Source organism: Citrobacter sp. KTE30, assembly GCF_000398825.1.
In the GTDB taxonomy this organism is placed as follows: domain Bacteria; phylum Pseudomonadota; class Gammaproteobacteria; order Enterobacterales; family Enterobacteriaceae; genus Citrobacter; species Citrobacter freundii.
In genome coordinates this window covers 1,318,283-1,338,999 of the sequence record NZ_KB976055.1, presented here as the reverse complement: position 1 = coordinate 1,338,999, position 20,717 = coordinate 1,318,283, and the positions used below count along the sequence as shown (strand labels likewise).

The window sequence follows — 20,717 nt, the reverse complement described above, 5'->3', positions numbered from 1 at the left end:
GACAGTTCATCACCAGTTTTTTGCGGTAAATGTCATCCGCTGACGACCTAAACTTATCAGGCACACCTGTTGTTTTTCAGAGGATATCACCATGAAGAAATGCCTCACATTACTTGCCGCTACCGTACTTACCGGCATGACATTTGCCTCCTTTGCTGCACAGCCCTACACCAGCCCAGCTACCGGTCAGCTACAAGCTTCCGGCACAGTATCCGCTACCGGCGCCTCTAACCTGAGCGACCTCGAAGACAAGCTGGCAGAGAAAGCGAAAGAGCAAGGGGCAAAAGGCTTTGTTGTTAATTCTGCTGGCGGTAAAAATCAGATGTACGGCACCGCAACTATCTATAAGTAGCCCCTACCTTCTCCCAACTGCATTCGCCCCGAATGCAGTTTTCTGCGCGCTGTTCACTTCATTTTCGGCTCAATTTGTAATCAATGTGTTGGCATTTTGAATCCAATGTAAATAAATGTATTTATTTTTGAATTAATGAATGCTAAAACGTCGTACTGATTAGAAATGATTATTAAAATCATTATCAATTACACATTCATTTTCGCGAGACCTGCAGGGTACAACATCCACAGAGATGTCCCTTCGCGTGAGTGAAACCGTCTACTCAAAAAATAATAAGTCATTAATTAAAATGGATAAAAATCGCAACTTGCCGTCCAGTAGTTTTCATTCACTGACTTTTTTTGCCGGTCTGTGCATTGGCCTGTCTCCGGTAGCCCAGGCTGTCGCAGCAGGCGATCAGGATAAAAAACAAGAAGATACGTTGGTCGTTGAAGCGGCCAAACCTTCGCTGTACGCCCCAACACAGTCTGCCGACCCTAAATTCTCCCGCCCGGTGGCGGATACCACCCGCACCATGACGGTGATTTCTGAGCAGGTGATTAAGGATCAAGGCGCAACAAATTTGACCGATGCGCTGAAAAACGTACCGGGCGTTGGCGCGTTTTTCGCTGGTGAAAACGGCAACTCCACTACCGGTGATGCGGTTTATATGCGTGGCGCGGATACTTCGAACAGTATTTATATCGACGGTGTTCGTGATATCGGCAGCGTCACGCGCGATACCTTCAATACCGAACAGGTCGAAGTGATTAAAGGTCCTTCCGGTACCGACTATGGACGTAGCGCACCGACTGGCTCTATCAATATGATCAGCAAACAACCGCGTACCGACTCAGGAATCGATGCGTCGGCCAGCGTCGGTAGCGCCTGGTTCCGCCGTGGTACGCTGGACATTAACCAGGTTATCGGCGACACCACCGCCGCACGCTTAAACCTGATGGGTGAAAAAACACATGATGCCGGTCGCGACAACGTGAAGAATGAACGTTACGGCGTGGCCCCCTCACTTGCTTTTGGCTTAGGCACCGAGAACAGACTGTATCTGAACTATCTGCACGTTACTCAACACAACACACCGGATGGAGGCATTCCCACCATCGGTCTGCCGGGATATTCTGCGCCTTCCGCAGGGACGTCTGCACTGAATCATTCAGGAAAAGTTGATACGCATAACTTCTACGGCACCAACTCGGATTACGACGATTCGACGACCGATACCGCGACGATGCGTTTTGAACATGACCTGAACGACAGCACCACGATTCGCAACACCACCCGCTGGTCGCGTATTAAACAGGATTATCTGATGACGGCGGTGATGGGCGGTGCGTCTAATATTACGCAACCCACCAGCAGCGTCGACACCTGGACCTGGTCACGCCTGGCAAATACCAAAGATGTCAGTAACAAAATCCTGACCAACCAGACCAACCTGACCTCAAAGTTTTACACGGGATCCATCGGTCACGACATCAGCACTGGCGTGGAGTTGACGCGCGAAACACAAACCAACTATGGCGTAGCCCCGATTACCCCGCCGCCGGTTAATATTTATCATCCCAACAGCGACGTGAATATCGGCGGATTATCGCGTAACGGCGCCAACGCTAACGGGCAAACCGATACCTTTGGCGTATACGCTTTTGATACGCTACAAATTACCCGCGAGTTCGAGCTGAACGGTGGTATTCGCCTCGACAATTACCGCACTGAATATGACAGCGCCACCGCTTGCGGCGCTTCTGGCCGTGGTGCAGTGGCATGTCCGACAGGCGTCGCCAAAGGTTCTCCGGTCACCACCGTGGATACTGCCAAATCAGGCAATCTGGTGAACTGGAAAGCGGGCGCGCTGTATCACCTGACCGATAACGGCAATATCTACATTAACTATGCCGTTTCTCAGCAACCGCCGGGTGGCAGCAACTTTGCCCTTGCTCAGGGCGGAAGCGGTAACAGCGCAAACCGTACCGACTTCAAACCGCAGAAAGCGAAAACCAGCGAGATTGGCACCAAATGGGAGGTGCTGGATAAGCGCCTGCTGTTAACCGCCGCAATTTTCCGCACGGATATTGAGAATGAAGTTGAGCAGAACGACGACGGTACCTATTCCCAGTACGGGGAGAAACGCGTTGAAGGCTACGAGCTCTCGGTAGCAGGCAACATCACCCCCGCATGGCAGATTATTGGAGGTTACACCCAGCAACGCGCAACCATCCACAGCGGTAAAAATGTTGCTCAGGATGGCTCCTCATCCCTGCCGTATACACCGGAACATGCGTTCACGCTGTGGAGCCAGTATCAGGCAACCGACGATGTTTCCGTTGGCGCGGGCGCACGCTACGTGGGCAGTATGCATCGCGGTTCGGACGGCGCCGTGGGTACGCCATCCTACACTGAAGGTTACTGGGTCGCCGACGCCAAACTGGGCTATCGCGTGAATCGCAATCTCGATTTCCAGCTAAACGTCTATAACCTGTTCGACACCGATTATGTATCCTCCATAAACAAGAGTGGATACCGTTATCATCCAGGCGAGCCAAGAACCTTCCTGCTCACCGCCAATATGCATTTCTGATCCATCGCGTGGGGCGAAAGCCCCACTTTCAGGAGAAACACTGATGATGTACCACATTCCCGGCGTTCTGTCGGCGCAGGATGTAGCCTGGTTTCGCGAGCAACTGGACGCTGCCGACTGGGTTGATGGTCGCGCAACCACCGGCGCTCAGGGAGCGCAGGTTAAAAACAACCAGCAGGTAAATACGCAAAGTGAACGCTACGGCGTTTTACAACAGGCGGTACAGACTGCGGTAAATAACAGCGCGCTTTTCTTCGCCGCAGCACTACCGAAAACGCTCTCCACACCGCTGTTTAATCGCTACCAGGACAACGAGACCTATGGTTTTCACGTTGACGGCGCGGTGCGTAGCCATCCGGAGAACGGCTGGATGCGCACAGACCTTTCCGCAACCTTATTCCTGAGTAATCCGGATGATTATGAAGGCGGAGAGCTGCTGGTTAATGACACCTACGGCCAGCATGCGGTGAAGCTTCCGGCAGGCGATCTGGTGCTTTACCCTTCCAGCAGCCTGCACTGCGTCACGCCAGTAACCCATGGCGTTCGTGTGGCGTCCTTTATGTGGGTACAATCGATGATCCGTGACGACAAAAATCGCGCCATGCTTTTTGAACTGGATAAAAACATTCAATCCCTGAAGGCTCGTCATGGAGAGAGCAACGAGATCCTGTCATTACTCAATCTCTACCATAACCTGCTGCGCGAATGGTCTGAAATCTGATACTGCTGGCGCATGGTCGTTTTTCAGCCATCATCTTCGCTATACTTAGTCTGTAGACATCTGCAGGAGGTACACATGGCATCCGGATGGGCAAATGACGACGCAGTTAACGAACAGATCAACAATACTATTGAAGATGCTGTTGCCCGTGCCCGCGGTGAGTTACCGACGGGGGAAAGTCTGTATGAATGCGAAGAATGTGGCAATCCTATCCCTCAGGCCAGACGTGAGGCCGTACCTGGGGTACGCTTGTGCATCACTTGCCAACAGGATAAAGATTCACATAGCGCGGCATTTTCAGGATATAATCGCAGAGGTTCGAAAGATAGCCAGCTACGTTGACTCATCTTTACCAAAAGTTTCAGCGCATACGATTTCCTTTACGAGCACGCTTTTTCGCACTCTGTGTGGCAAAATGTGCCGTTGTTGGTTTCTCTGTAAAGCGCAATGACAAGAACTGTAAATCCCTCGCCTGAATTTATTAATATTCAATAAGTTATTTGTCATTCAATTTTTTTGATTGATGTCGTCAATTCTATTCGATTTTCTCTCACCAAAAAAAACGTGATACTTATCACATCGACGGAACAACGTCTTCTTAAAGAACACTGACTACTAACAGAACAACCCTGCGAGAGATTAATCATGAAAAATATCAAATTTGCTGTTGCTGCCATCGCCCTGTCTACCCTGTCATTTGGCGTTTTCGCTGCCGAGCCGGTTTCCTCCACTCAGGCACAAAGCATGAATAAAATTGGTGTAGTTTCTGCTGATGGCGCCACCACACTGGATGGCCTGGAAGCCAAACTGGCTGAGAAAGCGGCTGCTGCTGGCGCAACTGGTTACAGCATCACTTCCGCTGTCGGTAAAGACAAAATGAGCGGCACCGCGGTTATCTATAAATAACCGAAAGATTACCTGTACGACCCAATGCTCCAACCCTCATTGACCCTGTTTGTTACCCTTTGTTTGCCCGTCCGCCACTGGACGGGCTTTTTTTTGCTTAGTGTTCAAGTCGTTGACGGAATTCCTGCAACACGGCGTCCGGCATGCCTATTTGCAGCGCCGCCTCGCAAATCGCCTGCCAGCTTCCTGCATCCAGCGGAATACCGTGTTCCAGCCGTTCCTCGCGAGTATTCACTTCCCACTCACCTGGCAACAGGATCGGGGCATCTTCAGCATGCGGGGACGCTTTCACCCACTCAGCAAATGCTGCGACCTGGTTGTCGCAGTCCGGCGCGCCGAACAGTTCCGGATTCATAATAATAGTGGTCATACAGTTGATGATGGCGTCCGGGCTGGTCTGCAGGCTCTCTTCATGTGTGGTTTTACCCCCTGAAAGCGCACCACCCATAATTTCGCACATCGCCGCCAGCGCATACCCCTTGTGCTCGGCAAAGGTTAGCAACGATCCCAGCGGAGAAACCTGCATTACCGCAGGATCGGTTGTAGGCATCCCCTCCACATCAATCAGACATCCAGGAGCTACCGGCTCGCCCTTATGCCATGCCACACGGGTTTTGCCAAACGCGATGGCACTGGTTGCATAGTCGAGCAATAGCGGGAAGGTATTTTTACGCGGAAAAACAACGCAGAAGGGGTTAGTGCCAAAACGACTATCGCGGCCATGAAACGGTGCAACCATCGGGATCCCGACCACACTCACAAAATGCACTGAGACAAAACCTGCAGCCGCGCATTGCTCCGCCCAGTAACCAATACGTCCGATATGATGCGAATTATGTAATGCCACGGCGGCGATACCGTGCTGACGAGCTTTTTCAATCCCCAGCGTGATGGCTTCGTGAGCCGCCACCTGACCAAAGGCACAATCGCCATCAAGCGTAATCACCGCCCCCGCATCTTTTACCACTTTGGCATGACGGTTGATTTGCAGATGCCCCAGCGAGAATGAACGAATATAGCTTGGGATCATACCGATGCCGTGGGAGTCGTGACCGGCGAGGTTAGAGGCTATCAGATGATCGGCCACCAGCCGCGCCTCCTGATCATTGCTTCCCATCTGGTGAAAAACGGCCTGGATAAAGGCGTGCAGCGTTGGCACATGGAAGCGATGTCCACTGTTCATTGTTATCTCCTGTTGTGTCGCGTGTTTGTTGTGTTTCTTATTTTTCAACAAACTATGCTGCGCCACGGCGCTCAGGAGGTCAATAAACGTGCAGAAATTTCACGTTGCCGAAAAGAGAAAACCGACAGACCAGGTAAAAGGCCCGTCGGGATAACAAATAAATCAGAAACTTTGCTCGACGCGGGCAAGTCCTTCGGCCAGCGAGGCGGATTCACCGGTTGCCACCAGGCAGCAGGCCATCTGAATTTTCAACGATGCCGGGACCGGCTCACTGCCAGCCAGACAACGCTCAATCCAGCGCGCGGTGGTTTCCGGATCTTTTGCCACCGGCAGCGGTACCGGCTCGTCAGGCATCTCGCTTTGTCGGTCCTGTAACACTCGCACACCGGATGAATCTATCAGGCTTATCTGCGGGCAGCGCTGCGGGTTGGCATACACTTCGCCCTCGGTACCATGCATCAACAGGCCGCGCCCACCGATATCGCCGAAGAACTTCGCCACACGCGAGACGTATTCCGGGTGGGAAACGCTGGAAAGACGCAGCGCCGCATCTTCAGCAAACGGCGTGGCTAATTTAGCCAGCGTGTGCGCACTGTTACGCACGCCCATGCGCCAGCGCATCGCCAGCTGTTTCTCCAGCGGAGGGCACAGCGCGCTCACCGGGATAAACACCGGCTGATGACCATCCAGCTTTGCCTGCGCCTGCCCGGCATGCAGCGTTGGCGTAATCCCCATCAGTTCAAAAATGGTTTCTGTCAGCACGCGGGTTGGATCCTCGCTGACGCCGTGCACTACTACCGGGAAACCGAGCTTATGCAGTAAAATCGCCAGCAGCGGCGTCAAATTCGCCTGCTTGCGTGCACCATTGTAGCTGGGAATGACAATCGGCATGGGTTTGGCTACTGGCGGAGTCAGGCGAATGGTGTGGTTTTGCATCGCTTCGTAAAAGCCCAGCATCTCCGCTTCGCCTTCGCCTTTAATACGTAGCGCAATCAGCACCCCGCCCATCTCAAGATCAGGTACGTCGCCGTTCATCATATGGGTATACAGTCCGCGAGCAGTATCCTTGTCCAGGTCACGCGCGTGATTTTTTCCTCGCCCAATCTCTTTAATGATTTTGCGGTAATCCATCGATAACTCCTTGCCTGTTGCTCGCATCGTTAACGCCGACGGCGGCGCGTGGGTTTCGCTTTTTCTTTTGGTTTTACTATAACGTCTGGCACAGCAGGTTGCTCTATCGGAAATATGGGTAACGCGTTCAGTAAACGCTTGCCATAGTTTTTGGTCAATAAACGTTTGTCATAAATAACCACTTCTCCCCAGCAGCCATGGCTACGGATGAGTCGCCCAACCTGCTGGATCAAATTGAACGACGCCGCGGGCAGGCTCTGCACCTCAAAGGGGTAGCGGTTCAGGCTTTTCAACCACTCGCCCTCGGTGATCACCACCGGGCTGTCGATCGGTGGAAAAGCAATTTTGTGAATATGCACCTGGGTCAGCAGGTCGCCTTTCAAGTCCAGACCTTCAGCGAAAGATTGCAGCCCAACCAGCACGCTGCGCTCGCCGTTGGTCACCCGTTTGCGGTGCAACTCTACCAGTCGATAGCGCGGCTGATCGCCCTGCACCAACAACAGCAGGCGCAGATCGGTAACATGCTCAAGAAAACGCTGCATCGCCCGACCGCTGGCAAAGAGTACCAGCATCCCTTGATGCTTTTTACTTTCCAGCTGTTCGCGGAAATAGGCGGCCATTTCCGCGATATGCTGCTCTTCGTTATCAATTAACGGTTCGTAGCGCATCTGCGGAATGACGATTTTTCCCTGTTCAACGTGATTAAACGGTGAATCCAGCGCAACAAACCGATCCCCTGCTTTTTCCTTCAGACCACTCATCTCCTGCAAACGCGAGAAGCTGTTGAGCGAGCGCAGCGTTGCGGAAGTGACAATAATATGCGGGACGCTACGCCACAGCAGTCGTTCGAGCTGATCGCTCACACGGATCCCCACGCAGTGGAACCAGATGTGGATTTGCCCGTCACGCACCTCGCGCGTCGCCCATTTACTCACCGGCGCGCCTGACGACTGCGCGAGCGATGCCAGCCGCCACAGTTTGCTTTGCGCCTCAAACATGCCCAGCGCCCGGTTCATCTGCAAAATAACCCGATGCAGACGCACAATATCGTGAGTGCCGGTTTTTTCGCTGAGATCGTTGAGGAACAGTTCCGCCAGCCCGCGTAGCATTTCCGTAAGCTTTGCCAGACGCTGACAAATCTCCATCACTTCTGCAGGCAGTTCGCCCATCGCAAAGCGGTGTTCCGCCTCCTGAGTAGCAGGCATATACAGATTAAGAATGTTATTGAGCGATGAAATCAGTTCATACAGCTCTTCACAGTGACCGTTCAGACGCTCGGCATTCGCCAGCGGCGGCGTGGTTTTCGGGCGAAACTGTTCCAGACAGGTCGCCACTAATTTGCAAAACAGATCCAACTGGAGCCGATACCAGGGGGCGCTGATTTCCGCGCTCATCTCCAGCGCATCGCGCGCGACATCCGGCAAATGGTGGCCTTCATCAAGTACCAGCAACAAGTTTTTCGGCTCCGGCAAAACGGCTTCGCTTTCCATCGCCGCCATCACCAGCGCATGATTAGCCACCACCACTTCAGCTTCCTGAATCTCCCGACGGGCGACAAAAAAAGGGCACTCACGGTAGTAGTGACAGTTGCGATTCAGACAGCTAGCTTTATCGGTGCTCAGACGCTGCCAGAGTCCGTCGTCAATGGCGATATCGGTGTGATCGCGCAGCCCGTCCCACTTGTAGCTGTCGAGATCGCCTTTTAACCTGGCGCAGCGCTTTTGTTCTTCCTGGTTGTTGGGCGTTAGGTCATCGTCGAGAAAAGCCAGCAGATCCTGCTGATTGGGTTCAGTACTGGCCAGCGCCGCTAAGTTACGCGGGCAGACATAGCGTCCGCGACCAAACGCGGCGGTAAAACGCAGGTCAGGGATAATTTTGCGCAGCAGCGGTAAATCTTTGCTGTAGATCTGATCCTGCAAAGCGACGTTGGCGGTGCTGACCACCAGCGTTTTTTGCTCTTCACGCGCAATGGCAATACCGGGAATCAGATACGACAGAGTTTTCCCCACCCCGGTCGGCGCTTCAATCGCCAGATGCCGCCCTTCTTCACCTGCCAGCGTTTTCGCGACGTCAGCAATCATCTGCCGCTGCGGCGCACGGGGGATAAAGTCGGGGATCTGTTCCTGAAGCGCCTTATACCAGGCGGCGATTTGCGCTTTTAACGCGGCCGTTAGTGCCATGAGAAAACCTGAAATACTGTATAAACAGCCACTATTGTGGCACATTTCAGGCCCTGGATGTACCTTTTTCCCCCATTCTGGAAAGCGTTTCGCAATTCATTTTTCCTGGCCGGACGGCTGTTCGAGTCCTGTCCGGCCAATAATTCACTGACGTTTAATAGTATCCCAACAGCTTCCACCACAGCATGCCCACGGCAAAAATGATGATCACATTTGCCGTCACCACACAGAGGTTAATTTTGTAAAAGCGCGGTCGTTCAAAATAGCCCTGGGCAAAATAAATGGGGCCAGGTCCACCACCATACTCGGTATTCCCCCACATCAGGTTACTAAAGATACCGAAGCAAATAGCCACCATCATCGGCGGTGCTCCCGCAGCGATCGCCGTGGCCGCGAAAGGGGCATACAGCGCAGCCACATGCCCGGTCGCCGTAGCGAAGAGATAATGGACGTAAATGTAAAGGATCCCCAACACAATAAAGGACTCGATCGCGCCAAAACCCTGAATACCGCTGCCTAACTTTATGGTCATCCATTTAATAAAACCCAGATCGGCAAGCCCTGTCGCCAGACTAATAATGACGCTAAACCAGATCACCGTATCCCAGGCGGCGTGGTCATTAAGCAAACTTTTCCAGCTAACAGCGCCCGAGGCAAACAGATACGCAGCCAATCCCAGCCCGACAGATGTGGCAGACAATCCCGTAATCAAGCTGGTCCCCCAACCAACCAATGCCAGCACAAAACCAAACGCGACCTTTTTCTCATTGCTGCTCATCGAACCGAGCTCACCGAGGGCCTGTTTGCCCATCGCTTTCGCCTCCGGCGTACGCTTAAGCTCGGGATCCAATAATTTATAAACCAATAGCGGCATCAGGCAGAAACAGACCATCGCAGGAACCACTGCGGAAATAAACCATCCGCCCCAGGTTATCTCTATTCCTAATGACGATTTCGCCAGACTCGCTACCAGCGGATTCGCCGCCATCCCGGTGAGAAATATTGCCCCGGTAATCGGCGTAAACTGGAAGCACACCATGGTTAAGAAATCGCCGATACGCTTGCCCGTTGCCCCCGGCGCTGAGCCCAATACATCATTGATGGAACGAGTGATAGGGAAAATAATCCCCCCGGAACGCGCGGTTACTGATGGCATTGCCGGGGCCATAATCAGATCGGAAACCCCCAGTGAGTAAGCGATACCCAGGCTGCTGCCACCAAAGAGCGATAACATTTTATACGCAATACGTTTCCCCAATCCCGAGGTTACAAAACCCAGAGACAAGACGTAGGCACAGAAAATGAGCCATACTGTACCGGATGCAAAACCTGACAATGCTTTTGCCTCTGGCAACGTTTTGGTGAAAATTACCACGCAAAGTGCAATCAACATCACCGCCCCCGAAGGGAGCGGCTGGGTAAGAATCGCGGCTATGGTCGCGGCAAATATCGCGAACATATGCCAGGCCTGAGGCGTCAGACCAGCAGGTACGGGATAAAACCAAATGATCGCGCCTATCGCCAGCGGTATCAGGAACGAGAGAATGGATTTTCCCGTGGCAGAATTTTTTGACATAAAAATATCCTTATTCCGTTAGCCCAAGAGCGTTCATTTCCGCGACATATATCTCGCTAATACCTGATCCACCATTGCTGGCGCCATTCCAAGGTAATTTGCCGGGTCGGTCAGTTCTTCAATCAACTGCGGGTCAAGTCGTTCCGAGACAGATGGCATCGCATTCAGCACGTCCGCTAATCGCCCGCCTTGTTCGTTGACGATGCGGCAAGCGTCGTACACCACATCATGCGCATCCTGACGACCAATGTACGGAGCCAACCCCATCATGACCGCTTCAGCCACAATCAATCCGTTGGTCATACCGAGGTTACGTTTCATCGCCGCTTCATCGACCACCAGCCCCGCCAGCATAAAGTTAGCCTGATGCAATGCCCCCGCGCTGAGAACGAAACTCTCCGGGATAGCAATCCATTCGGCATGCCACGGCCCGGTTGCACGCTCCAGATCTTGCACCATTGCATCAAGCATCAGCCCTGCCTGTTGGCGAACGCCTTTGGCACAGGCCAGCATTAACTCGCTGGAAATAGGGTTGCGTTTCTGCGGCATAGTACTGCTGGCACCGCGTCCTTTAACAAACGGCTCATACAGCTCACCAAACTCGTTTGCTGCCAGCAGCATTACGTCGTAGGCAATCTTGCCCAGCGACCCGGTAATCACCGCTAACAGATTCACCGCCTCGGCGAAACCATCACGCGCAACATGCCATGTGGACGTTGGGATATTCAGCCCAAGCTCTTCCATCATCGCTTTTTGTACCGCCAGCCCTTTATCCCCCAGCGATGCCAGCGTACCGGCGGCACCCGCAAACTCGCCGACCAATACACGAGGACGCGCCTGAGTCAGACGTTCCGCGTGACGTTCAAACATATCCAGCCAGATGGCTGTTTTATAACCGAAGGTCACTGGCAGAGCCTGCTGCAAATGGGTTCTCCCGGCCATCGGCGTATCACGATAACGGCGTGAGAGATCGGCCAGCGTTGCACGAAGTTTGTCCATATCGGACTCAATGAGCGCAAAAGCATCACGAATTTGCAGGACTACAGCAGTGTCCATAATGTCCTGAGTGGTTGCCCCCCAGTGCACATAGCCGCCGGACTCGCCAGCCTGTTTAGAAATCTGGTGCACCAGCGGTAGGATCGGATAACCCACGATTTCGGTTTCATGGCGTAATAAATCAAAATCGAGCGTATCGGCATTACATTTTTCAGCAATTTCCTGCGCCGCAGCCTCAGGTATCACATCGCAGCGTGCCTGGGCTTTAGCTAATGCCACTTCCACTTCCACGTATTTGCGTACCAGCTCGCGATCGTCAAACACCGCGCGCATCGCCGGTGTGCCGAAAGAATCCCTGAACAGAACAGAATCAAGTACATTCGAAGCCATAAATCCCCCTGGAAAATCTGATAGTGATAAGATGCGTGTTTACGGTCGTTTTTTAGATATTCAAACGCCGACACAATGTCCAGACATAATTAAATGTCCGTACATTTGAATGTACGGACATTTATAGTATTCATAAGAAATGTAGGGAATAGTCCGTACAAATTTTCGTGATAAAGATCACTAATATTTTGATGAAACCGCGATGAAAGAATCTCTGTACAAGCGAATAGCACGTGAACTGGCGCAGCAAATTTCGGTGGGGACCTTTGCCCCCGGATCGCTGTTTCCAACGGAAATGGAACTGTGCGAAACATGGCAGGTCAGCCGCCACACCATGCGTGAGGCGTTGAGGGAATTAACAGAGCAAGGTCTGATTTCACGGCGTAAAGGTGCGGGTACTCGCGTTTGCGAACCTAAGGCGAACGGCGTCAATCACCCGCTATCGCATCTTGAGGATCTGTTGCTGCTGGCCAAAAACAATCTGCGCGTCATCAAGAAAATCGATGAGATTGTGGCGGACATAGAGTTGTCCCAGATGATTGGCTGCCCGCCAGGTTCTCGATGGCTGCACATTGCCAGCACTCGCGAAGATGCGCAAAACCCCGACGCACCGATCTGCTGGACGGACAGCTATGCCAGCACGGATTACGCTAAACTGCGCACCTACATCCGTGACGATCCACACTCATTAATCAGCGACTTGATCGAAACGCATTACGGCATCAAAAGCCATGAGGTGCATCAGACTATTACGGCTGTCGGTGTGCCCAAAAAGGTGGCAAAGATCCTCAACGTAGCGCCTGATTCGCCAGCGATGAGAATTGTGCGTCGTTATCTGGACAGGGACGGGAAAGTATTTGAGACGACGATTTCGATTCACCCGGCAGGACGATATACCTGCTCAATCGTGCTGAAATCGCAAAGTTCGGGGGAGTGATTGACCTGTCCGGCCTACACCCTGTGTAGACCGGATAGCGTGTTTATACTGCCAGACAGCAAGGTGAATTACTGGGCGGAAGACGGTTTGCGCGGACGGCGCGGCGGACGAGGCTTATCGCCTGCCGGTTTGCCTTCGCCGCTACGCGGTTTCGCTTTTGGCGCACCGCCATCCTGACGACGCGGCTGTTGGCCACGCCCTGCTCCACCCTGACCACGGCCGCCGCCGCCACGCTGCTGGCGACCATTCTGGATCGGCTCGGCTTTGATGGACGGGTCTGGCTCATAGCCTGGCGTTGCAATACGCGGGATCTCTTTTTTCAGCAGCTTCTCGATGTCGCGCAACAGCTTATGTTCATCGACGCACACCAGAGACAACGCTTCGCCAGTAGCGGCCGCACGACCGGTACGACCAATACGGTGCACGTAATCTTCCGGGACGTTTGGCAACTCGTAGTTCACCACATGCGGCAATTCTTCAATGTCCAGGCCGCGCGCGGCAATATCGGTCGCTACCAGCACGCGAATATCACCGGATTTAAAATCAGCCAGCGCACGTGTACGTGCCCCCTGAGATTTATTACCGTGGATTGCCGCACTGCGGATGCCGTCTTTATTCAGCTGTTCTGCCAGATGGTTCGCGCCATGTTTGGTACGGGTAAACACCAGCACCTGCTGCCAGTTGCCCTGACCAATCATCTGTGACAACAGTTCACGTTTACGTTTTTTATCGACGAAATGAACATGCTGAGTTACCTGCTCGGACGCGGTATTACGACGCGCCACTTCGATTTCCAGCGGGTTATGCAGCAGTTTTTCGGCCAGCGACTTAATGTCATCAGAGAACGTTGCCGAGAACAGCAGGTTCTGACGTTTTGCCGGCAGTTTTGCCAGAACGCGACGAATATCGTGAATAAAGCCCATATCCAGCATGCGGTCAGCTTCATCCAGTACCAGGATCTCCACCTGATCCAGTTTTACCGCATTCTGGTGCTCCAGATCGAGTAAACGACCCGGGGTGGCAATCAGCACATCCACACCGCCACGCAGCTTCATCATCTGCGGGTTAATGCTGACGCCGCCGAAGACCACCAGCGAGCGAATATTCAGATACTTACTGTAATCACGTACGTTTTCGCCAATCTGGGCCGCCAGTTCACGGGTTGGCGTGAGGATCAGCGCACGAACCGGACGACGGCTTTTACCATGCGGCTGATTGGTGATCAGGTGCTGCAACAGCGGCAGGGTAAAACCTGCTGTTTTCCCCGTACCGGTCTGGGCGCTGGCCATCAGATCGCGGCCTTCCAGCACGGCAGGAATAGCCTGCTGCTGAATAGGGGTAGGTTCACGGTAACCCTGCTCGGCAACGGCACGTAAAATTTCAGGGTTTAAACCAAGGGAATCAAAAGACATAACAACTCCGAACCGCCCTGACCGTTACCGGTGTCGTTTTCAGGGAGATACATACAATAGAGATGACAAAAACCACAATGTCATGAAGGGGCGGAGTGTAGCAGTTTTTGTGATGTGCCGCATAAATTATCCCTTCACTGGAAAATAACCGTCCGGACTGGACAAGGCTGCACATCAGTCATATTCTTAATCAATCGATTGATTAAGATCAGAGTCGTGCCATGAATACACCCACCATGACAACCAAAGGTGAACAGGCGAAGAACCAGCTCATTGCCGCCGCATTGGCGCAATTCGGCGAGTATGGTCTGCACGCCACGACGCGCGATATCGCTGCACAGGCCGGGCAAAACATTGCGGCTATCACCTACTATTTTGGCTCAAAAGAGGATTTATATCTCGCCTGCGCCCAGTGGATTGCAGATTTTATCGGCTCACAGTTTCGTCCGCACGCTGCAGAGGCCGAGCGTTTATTCGCTCAGCCAGAACCGGATCGTGGCGCGATGCGTGAACTGATCCTGCGCGCCTGCAAAAATATGATCATGCTGTTAACCCAGGACGACACCGTTAACCTGAGCAAATTTATCTCGCGTGAACAGCTTTCCCCCACTGCGGCTTATCAACTGGTGCACGACCAGGTTATCAATCCGCTGCATACACACCTGACGCGCCTGATTGCCGCCTATACCGGCGGCGATGCCAACGATACCCAAATGATTCTGCATACCCACGCCATACTCGGCGAGGTGCTGGCTTTTCGTCTGGGGAAAGAAACCATTCTGTTGCGTACGGGCTGGTCACAATTTGATGAGGATAAAACCGCGCTGATTGACCAAACGATCACCTGTCACATCGATCTTATTCTGCAAGGTTTAACGCAAAGGAGTCTGGAGTCATGAAAAAACCTGTCGTTCTCGGGCTGGTTATCGCGGCCCTCGTTGCCGTGATTGCCGGTGGAACGTGGTGGTATCAGAGTCGGCAAGATAACAGCCTGACGCTATACGGCAATGTCGATATCCGTAGCGTCAACCTGAGTTTTCGCGTCGGCGGCAGACTGGCCTCGCTGGCGGTTGATGAAGGCGATGCGATTACCGCCGGTCAGGTGCTGGGTAAACTGGACCGCGCACCGTATGAAAACGCATTGATGCAGGCAAAAGCCAACGTTGCCGCCGCGCAGGCGCAATACGATCTGATGCTGGCAGGGTATCGCGAAGAAGAGATCGCGCAAACCGCGGCGGCAGTCAAACAGGCGCAGGCCGCCTATGATTACGCGCAGAATTTTTACAATCGGCAGGTAGGATTGTGGAAAAGCCGTACCATTTCTGCCAACGATCTGGAAAACGCGCGTTCATCTCGCGATCAGGCGTTAGCTTCACTGAAATCCGCGCAGGATAAACTCACGCAATATCGCAGCGGTAATCGTGTGCAGGACATCGAGCAGGCAAAAGCCACGCTCGAACAAGCTCAGGCAGAGCTGGCACAGGCAGAACTTAATTTGCATGATACCACGCTGACCTCGCCATCTGACGGCACGCTTCTCACCCGCGCGGTTGAACCCGGCAGCATGCTGAACGAAGGGAGCACGGTACTGACGCTGTCGCTCACGCGTCCGGTATGGGTCCGCGCCTACGTTGACGAACGCAATCTGAGCCAGGCGCAGCCAGGACGTGAGATCCTGCTCTATACCGACGGTCGCCCGGACAAACCGTATCACGGCAAAATCGGCTTTGTGTCACCAACCGCCGAATTTACGCCGAAAACGGTCGAGACTCCTGATCTGCGCACCGATCTGGTGTATCGCCTGCGAATTGTCGTAACCGACGCGGACGATGCGCTGCGCCAGGGAATGCCGGTAACGATCAAATTCAGTGACGAGGCACGGCATGAATGATGCCGTTATTACGCTCAAAGGGCTGACAAAAAACTTTGCCGGAATGGAAAAACCGGCCGTTGCCCCGCTCGACTGCACCGTGCATGCAGGCTACGTGACCGGACTTGTCGGGCCGGACGGCGCGGGGAAAACCACGTTGATGCGCATGCTGGCGGGATTGTTAAAACCCGATGCCGGAAGTGCTGCGGTGATTGGCTTTGACCCTATCAAGGACGACAGCGCGCTGCATGCGGTACTGGGCTATATGCCGCAGAAATTTGGCCTGTATGAAGATTTAACCGTCATGGAGAACCTCAATCTCTATGCTGATTTGCGTAGCGTCACCGGTGAGGCGCGAGAAAAAACCTTTGCCCGACTACTGGAGTTTACCTCGCTGGGGCCATTTACCGGACGACTGGCCGGCAAACTTTCCGGCGGCATGAAGCAGAAGCTCGGGCTAGCCTGTACGCTGGTCGGCGAACCCAAAGTGTTGCTGCTGGATGAGCCAGGTGTGGGTGTCGACCCAATTTCCCGTCGCGAACTGTGGCAAATGGTCCACGAACTGGCCGGAGACGGCATGCTGATCCTCTGGAGTACGTCGTATCTGGATGAAGCAGAGCAATGCCGTGATGTGCTGCTGATGAACGAAGGCGAATTGTTATACCAGGGCGATCCTACTCAGCTTACGCAAACCATGGCTGGTCGCAGCTTCCTGATGAGCAGTCCGCAGGAAAATAACCGCCGACTGCTACAACGCGCGTTAAAACTACCGCTGGTCAGCGACGGAATGATTCAGGGGAAATCCGTCCGTTTAATCCTGAAAAAAGAGGCGACAGCTCAGCAGATCCAAAACGCTGACGGCATGCCGCAGATAACCATCAATGAAACTGCACCCCGCTTCGAAGATGCCTTTATCGATTTACTCGGCGGAGCCGGAACATCGGAATCCCCGCTGGGCGCTATCCTGCATACCGTAGAAGGCACGCCTGGCGAAACGGTGATCGAAGCCAAAGCGCTGACCAAGAAGTTTGGCGATTTTGCCGCGACCGACCACGTAGACTTTTCCGTACAGCGCGGCGAGATTTTTGGTCTGTTAGGACCCAACGGTGCCGGCAAATCCACCACCTTTAAAATGATGTGCGGCCTGCTGGTCCCCACTTCCGGCAAAGCGCTGGTGCTGGATATGGACCTGAAAGTCAGCTCCGGCAAAGCGCGTCAGCATCTGGGTTATATGGCGCAGAAATTCTCCCTGTACGGTAACCTGACGGTTGAACAAAATCTGCGCTTTTTCTCCGGCGTCTACGGCCTGCGTGGTCGGGCGCAGAAGGAGAAAATCGATCGAATGAGCGAGGCATTTGGCCTGAAGAGTATCGCTTCCCACGCCACCGACGAACTGCCGCTGGGGTTTAAGCAGCGTCTGGCGCTGGCCTGCTCGCTGATGCATGAACCCGACATTCTGTTCCTTGATGAACCCACTTCCGGGGTCGATCCCCTCACCCGTCGTGAGTTCTGGTTGCATATCAACAGCATGGTGGAAAAAGGCGTCACGGTGATGGTGACCACCCACTTTATGGACGAGGCGGAATACTGCGATCGCATCGGGTTGGTGTATCGCGGCAAACTGATTGCCAGCGGAACACCGGACGACCTGAAAGCTCAGGCTGCCGACAGCGACACTCCGGACCCGACCATGGAGCAGGCATTCATTACGCTAATCAATGACTGGGATAAGGAGCATACGCATGAGTAACTCCGCTCTCTCCTGGCGTCGCGTACGTGCGCTGTGCGTGAAAGAGACGCGCCAGATCGTTCGCGATCCCAGCAGTTGGCTGATTGCGGTGGTGATCCCGCTGCTGCTGCTGTTTATCTTCGGCTACGGGATAAACCTCGACTCCAGCAAGCTGCGGGTCGGGATTTTGCTCGAACAGCAAAGCGAAGAGGCGTTGGATTTTACCCATACCATGACCGGCTCGCCGTATATTGACGCCACCATCAGCGATAACCGGCAGGAATTGATTGAAAAAATGCAGGCCGGGCGCATTCGTGGGCTGGTGGTGATCCCTGTGGATTTTGCCCAGCAGATGGCGCGACCTAATGACGTGGCACCGATCCAGGTGATCACCGATGGCAGCGAACCCAATACCGCCAACTTTGTGCAGGGTTATGTCGAAGGCATCTGGCAGATTTGGCAGCAACAGCGGGCGGAAGATCGTGGGGAATCGTTCGAGCCTTTGATCGACGTGCAAACACGCTACTGGTTTAACCCGGCGGCCATCAGCCAGCACTTTATTATTCCCGGGGCGGTAACCATCATCATGACGGTGATTGGCGCGATCCTCACCTCATTAGTGGTGGCGCGCGAATGGGAACGCGGAACCATGGAGGCACTGCTTTCTACCGAAGTCACCCGCGTCGAATTACTGCTGTGTAAACTGATCCCCTATTATTTCCTCGGCATGCTGGCGATGCTGCTGTGTATGCTGGTGTCGGTATTTATTCTTGGCGTGCCCTATCGCGGCTCGTTGCTGATCCTGTTTTTCATTACCAGCCTGTTTCTGCTCAGTACGCTTGGCATGGGGTTGCTTATTTCCACCATCACCCGCAACCAGTTTAACGCCGCGCAGGTCGCGCTGAACGCCGCTTTCCTGCCCTCGATTATGCTGTCAGGTTTTATCTTCCAGATAGACAGCATGCCCGCGATTATCCGGGCGGTAACCTACATTATTCCGGCGCGTTATTTCGTCAGTACCCTGCAAAGCCTGTTTCTGGCGGGAAATATTCCGGTGGTGCTGATTATTAACGTGCTGTTTTTAATCGCTTCGGCGGTGATGTTTATTGGCCTGACGTGGCTTAAAACCAAACGTCGGCTGGATTAAGGGGACGGGCATGTTTCATCGCTTATGGACATTAATTCGCAAAGAGCTGCAATCGCTATTACGCGAACCGCAGACGCGAGCCATTCTGATTTTACCGGTGCTGATTCAGGTGATCCTGTTCCCGTTCGCGGCAACGCTGGAAGTCACCAACGCCACGATCGCTATCTATAACGAAGACAACGGTAAACATTCGGTTGAGCTTACCCAGCGCTTCGCCCGCGCCAGCGCTTTTACGCATGTTCTGCTGCTGAAAAGCCCGCAGGAGATTAAGCCTACCATCGATACGCAAAAAGCCCTGCTGCTGGTGCGCTTCCCGGCCAATTTTTCGCGCAACCTGGACACCTTCCAGCAAGCTCCTATGCAGATTATCCTCGACGGGCGTAACTCCAACAGCGCGCAAATTGCCGCCAATTACCTGCAGCAAATCGTTAAGACGTATCAGCAGGAGCTGATGGACGGCAAGCCGAAACCAAACAACAGCGAGCTGGTCGTGCGTAACTGGTACAACCCGAATCTGGATTATAAATGGTTCGTGGTGCCGTCGCTGATCGCCATGATCACCACTATCGGCGTAATGATCGTCACCTCGCTCTCGGTTGCCCGTGAGCGCGAACAAGGCACGCTGGATCAGCTGCTGGTCTCCCCGCTTACCACCTGGCAGATTTTCATCGGCAAAGCAGTTCCCGCGCTGATTGTGGCCACCTTTCAGGCCACCATTGTGCTGGCAATTGGTATCTGGGCTTATGACATTCCATTTGCCGGTTCACTGGGGTTGTTCTATTTCACAATGGTAATTTACGGGCTGTCGCTGGTCGGCTTTGGTCTGCTGATTTCATCGCTGTGCGCCACCCAGCAGCAAGCGTTTATCGGCGTGTTTGTGTTTATGATGCCGGCGATTTTACTCTCGGGCTACGTCTCACCGGTCGAAAACATGCCGGTCTGGTTGCAGAATCTGACGTGGATAAACCCGATCCGCCATTTTACGGACATCACGAAACAGATTTACCTGAAGGATGCGAGTCTGCAGATTGTCTGGGGAAGTTTGTGGCCGCTGTTGGTGATAGCGGCCACAACCGGCTCAGCGGCGTATGCGATGTTTCGACGTAAGGTGATGTAGCTTTTTGTCTTTCGCCAGCAGCGAGACCACGGCGGGTCCGGCCAGGATCACCAGACCCGCCAGTGCCAGCAAGACGTTGTTTTGCAGCACGCGCGACAGTAACCACAGCACGATCATTGCGGCACCGAAATACCACGTGGTAGTCAGCTCTTCCAGCACATCAGCGACGTCACGCCAGCGTTGTTCATGGTGACGTTGCAAGGCCAGCATTAATAAAACCGTTACGCCGTAAACGACGCATAATCCCAGGCCGACGCGCACCAGCGTGCCGCTCATCCAGCCCATTACCAGCAACGCCACTACCAGTAAATGCAACACAATCTGCCAGCAACTTAGACCCGTTGCGACACGAACACGTTGTTGCCACCTCATGGCTTTTCTCCTGAAGGATTTTCAACTAATTGTTCAGAGTACCGGACTTTACGGAAAATTCCGCAACACTGCATCTTTTTGTGACGATGACTACACTATTTTATTTAGGAAGTGACGCCA

The 20,717-nt window shown here is 53.5% G+C and carries 18 protein-coding genes; 11 read left to right on the top strand and 7 right to left on the bottom strand.

Annotation, left to right across the window (positions count from 1 at the left end; genetic code table 11):
- The first annotated feature begins 91 nt into the window (after positions 1–91).
- The 5 genes from mcbA (at position 92) to ybiJ (ending at position 4,557) form a co-directional block, all read left to right on the top strand.
- Positions 92–352, top strand: coding sequence for a DUF1471 family periplasmic protein McbA (gene mcbA / locus WC1_RS16580; RefSeq protein WP_003035239.1), 261 nt, complete (start codon positions 92–94; stop codon positions 350–352).
- Between the two features lie 292 nt (positions 353–644).
- Positions 645–2,930 (top strand): catecholate siderophore receptor Fiu, encoded by a 2,286-nt coding sequence (locus tag WC1_RS16585; protein ID WP_032948053.1) that lies wholly within the window; start codon positions 645–647, stop codon positions 2,928–2,930.
- Between the two features lie 43 nt (positions 2,931–2,973).
- The gene (gene ybiX, locus WC1_RS16590) at positions 2,974–3,651 is read left to right on the top strand and encodes a PKHD-type hydroxylase YbiX (RefSeq protein WP_003837014.1); all 678 of its coding nucleotides are present in this window, start codon (positions 2,974–2,976) and stop codon (positions 3,649–3,651) included.
- 75 nt (positions 3,652–3,726) lie between these two features.
- Positions 3,727–3,993, top strand: a complete 267-nt coding sequence (locus WC1_RS16595; RefSeq protein ID WP_003035233.1) for a DksA/TraR family C4-type zinc finger protein — start codon at positions 3,727–3,729, stop codon at positions 3,991–3,993.
- A gap of 303 nt (positions 3,994–4,296) precedes the next feature.
- Entirely contained in the window at positions 4,297–4,557 is a 261-nt protein-coding gene (gene ybiJ / locus WC1_RS16600; protein WP_003035231.1) for a DUF1471 family protein YbiJ, read from the top strand.
- A gap of 97 nt (positions 4,558–4,654) precedes the next feature.
- Here the strand turns inward: ybiJ and WC1_RS16605 are convergent, their stop codons facing one another.
- The 5 genes from WC1_RS16605 to WC1_RS16625 form a co-directional block, all read right to left on the bottom strand.
- The gene (locus WC1_RS16605) at positions 4,655–5,740 is read right to left on the bottom strand and encodes a malate/lactate/ureidoglycolate dehydrogenase (RefSeq protein WP_003845417.1); all 1,086 of its coding nucleotides are present in this window, start codon (positions 5,738–5,740) and stop codon (positions 4,655–4,657) included.
- A 162-nt stretch (positions 5,741–5,902) separates the two neighbouring features.
- Positions 5,903–6,871 (bottom strand): DNA-binding protein YbiB, encoded by a 969-nt coding sequence (gene ybiB / locus WC1_RS16610; RefSeq protein WP_003035227.1) that lies wholly within the window; start codon positions 6,869–6,871, stop codon positions 5,903–5,905.
- A gap of 29 nt (positions 6,872–6,900) precedes the next feature.
- Positions 6,901–9,051 carry an ATP-dependent DNA helicase DinG gene (gene dinG / locus WC1_RS16615; RefSeq protein WP_003837021.1) on the bottom strand — a complete coding sequence of 717 codons (2,151 nt, stop codon included), beginning with the start codon at positions 9,049–9,051 and terminating at the stop codon, positions 6,901–6,903.
- A gap of 154 nt (positions 9,052–9,205) precedes the next feature.
- Positions 9,206–10,627, bottom strand: a complete 1,422-nt coding sequence (locus WC1_RS16620; RefSeq protein ID WP_003837022.1) for a DASS family sodium-coupled anion symporter — start codon at positions 10,625–10,627, stop codon at positions 9,206–9,208.
- 33 nt (positions 10,628–10,660) lie between these two features.
- The gene (locus WC1_RS16625; protein ID WP_016149829.1) at positions 10,661–12,013 is read right to left on the bottom strand and encodes a class-II fumarase/aspartase family protein; all 1,353 of its coding nucleotides are present in this window, start codon (positions 12,011–12,013) and stop codon (positions 10,661–10,663) included.
- A 202-nt stretch (positions 12,014–12,215) separates the two neighbouring features.
- On the opposite strand from WC1_RS16625, the gene WC1_RS16630 reads away from it, so the two are divergent.
- On the top strand, positions 12,216–12,950 hold the full coding sequence (locus WC1_RS16630; RefSeq protein ID WP_016149828.1) for a GntR family transcriptional regulator: 735 nt from the start codon (positions 12,216–12,218) through the stop codon (positions 12,948–12,950).
- 68 nt (positions 12,951–13,018) lie between these two features.
- Here WC1_RS16630 and rhlE read toward each other — a convergent pair whose 3' ends face one another.
- The gene (gene rhlE / locus WC1_RS16635) at positions 13,019–14,362 is read right to left on the bottom strand and encodes an ATP-dependent RNA helicase RhlE (protein ID WP_016149827.1); all 1,344 of its coding nucleotides are present in this window, start codon (positions 14,360–14,362) and stop codon (positions 13,019–13,021) included.
- Positions 14,363–14,583: 221 nt separating this feature from the next.
- Between rhlE and cecR the strand changes: the two genes are divergently transcribed.
- From cecR to WC1_RS16660, 5 genes are read left to right on the top strand one after another with little or no spacing between them, the layout of a single operon-like run.
- Entirely contained in the window at positions 14,584–15,261 is a 678-nt protein-coding gene (cecR, locus tag WC1_RS16640; RefSeq protein ID WP_003837027.1) for a transcriptional regulator CecR, read from the top strand.
- Positions 15,258–16,253, top strand: a complete 996-nt coding sequence (gene hlyD / locus WC1_RS16645; protein WP_016149826.1) for a secretion protein HlyD — start codon at positions 15,258–15,260, stop codon at positions 16,251–16,253. The genes cecR and hlyD overlap by 4 nt, the downstream gene beginning before the upstream one ends.
- On the top strand, positions 16,246–17,982 hold the full coding sequence (locus WC1_RS16650; protein ID WP_016149825.1) for an ATP-binding cassette domain-containing protein: 1,737 nt from the start codon (positions 16,246–16,248) through the stop codon (positions 17,980–17,982). The genes hlyD and WC1_RS16650 overlap by 8 nt, the downstream gene beginning before the upstream one ends.
- Complete coding sequence (locus tag WC1_RS16655) at positions 17,975–19,108, top strand: ABC transporter permease (protein WP_003035208.1); 1,134 nt, start codon at positions 17,975–17,977, stop codon at positions 19,106–19,108. The genes WC1_RS16650 and WC1_RS16655 overlap by 8 nt, the downstream gene beginning before the upstream one ends.
- Positions 19,109–19,118: 10 nt before the next feature.
- Positions 19,119–20,225: an ABC transporter permease gene (locus WC1_RS16660; protein WP_003837035.1), complete on the top strand. Its 1,107-nt coding sequence runs from the start codon at positions 19,119–19,121 to the stop codon at positions 20,223–20,225.
- On the opposite strand, the gene WC1_RS16665 is transcribed toward WC1_RS16660, so the two are convergent.
- Positions 20,187–20,597, bottom strand: a complete 411-nt coding sequence (locus WC1_RS16665; protein WP_003035203.1) for a YbhQ family protein — start codon at positions 20,595–20,597, stop codon at positions 20,187–20,189. The two genes, WC1_RS16660 and WC1_RS16665, sit on opposite strands and share 39 nt — an antisense overlap.
- Positions 20,598–20,717: the final 120 nt, after the last annotated feature.

Bases quoted from the DNA above. Each gene is read 5' to 3' on its own strand.
- dinG (WP_003837021.1), bottom strand. From the start codon at position 9,051: ATGGCACTAACGGCCGCGTTAAAAGCGCAAATCGCCGCCTGGTATAAG.
- WC1_RS16660 (WP_003837035.1), top strand. From the start codon at position 19,119: ATGTTTCATCGCTTATGGACATTAATTCGCAAAGAGCTGCAATCGCTA.
- WC1_RS16630 (WP_016149828.1), top strand. From the start codon at position 12,216: ATGAAAGAATCTCTGTACAAGCGAATAGCACGTGAACTGGCGCAGCAA.
- ybiB (WP_003035227.1), bottom strand. From the start codon at position 6,871: ATGGATTACCGCAAAATCATTAAAGAGATTGGGCGAGGAAAAAATCAC.
- WC1_RS16605 (WP_003845417.1), bottom strand. From the start codon at position 5,740: ATGAACAGTGGACATCGCTTCCATGTGCCAACGCTGCACGCCTTTATC.
- cecR (WP_003837027.1), top strand. From the start codon at position 14,584: ATGAATACACCCACCATGACAACCAAAGGTGAACAGGCGAAGAACCAG.
- WC1_RS16625 (WP_016149829.1), bottom strand. From the start codon at position 12,013: ATGGCTTCGAATGTACTTGATTCTGTTCTGTTCAGGGATTCTTTCGGC.
- WC1_RS16620 (WP_003837022.1), bottom strand. From the start codon at position 10,627: ATGTCAAAAAATTCTGCCACGGGAAAATCCATTCTCTCGTTCCTGATA.
- ybiX (WP_003837014.1), top strand. From the start codon at position 2,974: ATGATGTACCACATTCCCGGCGTTCTGTCGGCGCAGGATGTAGCCTGG.
- WC1_RS16595 (WP_003035233.1), top strand. From the start codon at position 3,727: ATGGCATCCGGATGGGCAAATGACGACGCAGTTAACGAACAGATCAAC.
- mcbA (WP_003035239.1), top strand. From the start codon at position 92: ATGAAGAAATGCCTCACATTACTTGCCGCTACCGTACTTACCGGCATG.
- ybiJ (WP_003035231.1), top strand. From the start codon at position 4,297: ATGAAAAATATCAAATTTGCTGTTGCTGCCATCGCCCTGTCTACCCTG.
- WC1_RS16665 (WP_003035203.1), bottom strand. From the start codon at position 20,597: ATGAGGTGGCAACAACGTGTTCGTGTCGCAACGGGTCTAAGTTGCTGG.
- hlyD (WP_016149826.1), top strand. From the start codon at position 15,258: ATGAAAAAACCTGTCGTTCTCGGGCTGGTTATCGCGGCCCTCGTTGCC.
- WC1_RS16655 (WP_003035208.1), top strand. From the start codon at position 17,975: ATGAGTAACTCCGCTCTCTCCTGGCGTCGCGTACGTGCGCTGTGCGTG.
- WC1_RS16650 (WP_016149825.1), top strand. From the start codon at position 16,246: ATGAATGATGCCGTTATTACGCTCAAAGGGCTGACAAAAAACTTTGCC.
- WC1_RS16585 (WP_032948053.1), top strand. From the start codon at position 645: ATGGATAAAAATCGCAACTTGCCGTCCAGTAGTTTTCATTCACTGACT.
- rhlE (WP_016149827.1), bottom strand. From the start codon at position 14,362: ATGTCTTTTGATTCCCTTGGTTTAAACCCTGAAATTTTACGTGCCGTT.